The sequence below is a fragment of the Thermoflexus sp. genome (assembly GCF_034432235.1).
Lineage (GTDB): Bacteria > Chloroflexota > Anaerolineae > Thermoflexales > Thermoflexaceae > Thermoflexus.
Window position 1 is genome coordinate 1 of sequence record NZ_DAOUCJ010000045.1, and the last position, 2,896, is coordinate 2,896.

General features: G+C 66.5%; 3 protein-coding genes. 1 reads left to right on the plus strand and 2 read right to left on the minus strand.

The window, feature by feature from the left end:
- On the plus strand, positions 1–2,046 hold a 2,046-nt coding region (locus VAE54_RS05400), incomplete at its 5' end, for a beta-mannosidase (RefSeq protein WP_322800918.1).
- Positions 2,047–2,126: 80 nt separating this feature from the next.
- Here the strand turns inward: VAE54_RS05400 and VAE54_RS05405 are convergent.
- Both VAE54_RS05405 and VAE54_RS05410 read right to left on the minus strand, forming a co-directional pair.
- Positions 2,127–2,693 carry a Uma2 family endonuclease gene (locus VAE54_RS05405; protein WP_416223775.1) on the minus strand — a complete coding sequence of 189 codons (567 nt, stop codon included), beginning with the start codon at positions 2,691–2,693 and terminating at the stop codon, positions 2,127–2,129.
- 15 nt (positions 2,694–2,708) lie between these two features.
- Positions 2,709–2,896, minus strand: a 188-nt coding sequence (locus tag VAE54_RS05410; protein ID WP_322800920.1) for a Uma2 family endonuclease, incomplete at its 5' end; no start/stop codon positions are given.

Genomic DNA, 2,896 nt, shown 5'->3' on the forward strand with positions numbered 1-2,896 from the left:
CCCACCCTGGGGATCTGGCAGGCAGTCGCCCTGGAGGGTTTCTCCATCGCCCGCATCGAGGATCTGCACATCCGTCAGCGCCATGCCGACGGGCGCGTGACCCTCATGCTGCGAGCCCACGTGGAGCGATGGCAGGATCTCCCCCTCTCGCTCCGGATTGCTCTAGTGGACCCGGAAGGCAACGTCTCCCGCTGGGAGTTCCCCTTGCGGGAAGAGAGCCTCACCATCGAAATCCCTATCGAGCGTCCCCTTCTATGGTGGCCCAGCGGGCTGGGAGCGCAGCCCCTCTATCAGCTCAAAGCCGGATTATGGGCCGGGGATCGCCTCCTGGACCTCCGGCGCGAGATCCTCGGGCTGCGCACCCTGGACCTTTTCCGAGAGCGGGACGGCTGGGGGGAGTCCTTTGTCTTCGTGATTAACAACATCCCCGTCTGGGCCAAGGGGGCCAATTTGGTCCCCCCAGACGCCCGGAGCCCATGGGTGGAAGAGGAAACGCTGGCCCATCTGGTCCAGAGCGCCGCCGCGGCCGGGATGAACATGCTGCGGGTCTGGGGCGGCGGGGGCTACGGGGATAAGCGGTTTTATGCGCTGTGCGATCGCCACGGGATCCTGGTCTGGCAGGACTTTCCCTTCGCCTGCATGCTCTATCCCCTGGATGAGCCAGGGTTCCTGGAGGAAGTTCGAGCGGAGGTGCGGGAGAACGTCCGGCGCCTGCGACACCATCCTTCTCTGGCCCTATGGTGCGGCAATAACGAGATCGAGATGCTCTGGCCGCTCTGGCGCTGGCAATGGAAAGGACGCCCGAAGGCGCTGGCTCACCTCGCCGCTGTCCACAAGCGCTTCTTCTATGAGCTGCTCCCCGAATGGGTGCGCGCGGACGATCCCGATCGCCCCTACTGGCCGGGCTCCCCCTCCTCCGGCATCTTCCGGGAGGAGGTCAATAGGGATGAACGGGGAGATGCCCATCTCTGGCACGTCTGGCATGGCCGGGCGCCCACAGCCGCCTATCGCGCCCGGATTCCTCGCTTCGTCAGCGAGTTCGGCGTGCAATCCCTTCCCCCACCCCGCACGCTGATCGCTTTTGGCCCGCCGGGCGAGTGGGATCTGCGGCGGCCGGCTCTCCGTCGCCGGCAGCGTTCCTCGAACGGCAATGAGCGGCTGCTTGACTATCTGATGGAGCGCTTTCGGATTCCAGGGGATTTCCAGGATCTGACCTGGCTGACCCAGGTGGCCCAGGCGGAAGCGATCGGTCAGGCGGTGGAACACTGGCGCCGTCATCGGGAGCGGTGCGGCGGCGCCCTTTATTGGCAGCTCAATGACGCCTGGCCTGCTATTTCATGGTCCGGCATGGACGTTTACGGCCGCTGGAAGGCCCTGCATTACGCCGCCCGCCGCTTCTTCGCTCCCATCGCCCTTTCCCTGGACGTCCAGGGCGCGCGGGTGGTGCTCTTCGTCCTCAACGACACCGCCCATCCCTGGCAAGGCCCGATCCGCTGGTCCCTGGAAACGTTCTTCGGGGAGGTTCTCTATGCTGGGGAAGAGATGGTAGAGGCGCCACCCCTGCGGGTCACTCCGGTGAGGACCGTGGAGGCAGGTCCTTTCCTCCGCCGGTATGGGCCGGCGCTGGCCTTCGTAGCGGAGATGGGGGAAGATGACCGACTGCAGGCGCTCCGGGTAGCCCTGTTCGCGCCGGAGAAGGATCTCACTTTCCCGGATCCCGGCCTCGCCGTCGAGGTGATCGAGCGCGGGGGCGAGCTGGAGATCCTTCTGCAAGCCCGGGCCCTGGCCCGTTTCGTCACTCTGGAGCTGCCCGGCGCAGATGTGATCTTCAGCGATAACTTCTTCGATCTCCCGGCCCGGCGCACCATCTCCATCCGAGCGCCCATCCCGCCCGGCTGGACCCCCGGGATTTGCCGTCGGGCGCTGCGCGTGCGCACCCTGGCGGATCTCTCCCCGGGCCCATTGTGGCGGGATCGCTGGCTCCGCCTCCGGAGGCGGCTTTCCCCGCGCACCCTCGTGGAGCGGCTCCTCTCTCTCTTCCTGTGACGATCTGCCTAGGCCGTCCGATGGGAGCGCAGACGGGCGCCTCTTCACGGAAGCGCTGCCTGCGGATCGCCGATCGGGACCTACGCAAAGATCGATCCCAGCTCCAGCACAAAGCCCGGAAGCTCCGGGTCCAGGGACACCACCTCCACCCCCTCATACCGCTCCACCCGTCCCCCCGGCCGATACACCTCCACCACCCGCCCATAAGGATCAATCAGCACCCCCAGCCGCGCCCCGTTCGCCACATACACCCCCATCTTCTCCCGCAACTCCCCCACCCCCTGCGACGCCGACCGCACCTCAAACACCACATCCGGACAGAAAGGAACAAACCCCTCCCGCTCCTCCGGGCTCAACCTCTCCCACCGCTCCCGCGATACCCACGAAGCATCCGGGGAAAACAGCGAGCCGTCCGGAAGCCGAAAACCCGTCGAGGAATCAAACACCACCCCCAGTCGGGTGCGGCGATTCCATTCCCGAAGCTGCCCGAAAACCTCCCCGCTGCGCCGTCCGCTCTCCAGGCCTGTGGGGGTCACGATCAGCCTCCCGTCCGCGGTGCGCTCGAATTGATACCCCGGGTTCCGCTCCGACAGCTCCCGCAGCTCCTCATCCGTCACCCGATGCAGCAGGTCCAGCCGGATCCCCATCATCCCCCACCTCCTTTATGCGAACACCGGCCCCAGCTCCAGCACAAAGCCCGGAAGCTCCGGGTCCAGGGACACCGCCTCCACCCCCTCATACCGCTCCACCCGCCCCCCCGGCCGATACACCTCCACCACCCGCCCATAAGGATCAATCAGCACCCCCAGCCGCGCCCCGTTCGCCACATACACCCCCATCTTCTCCCGCA

Excerpts from the sequence above, each read along its gene's own strand:
- VAE54_RS05405 (WP_416223775.1), bottom strand. The coding sequence starts at position 2,693 with ATGGGGATCCGGCTGGACCTGCTGCATCGGGTGACGGATGAGGAGCTG.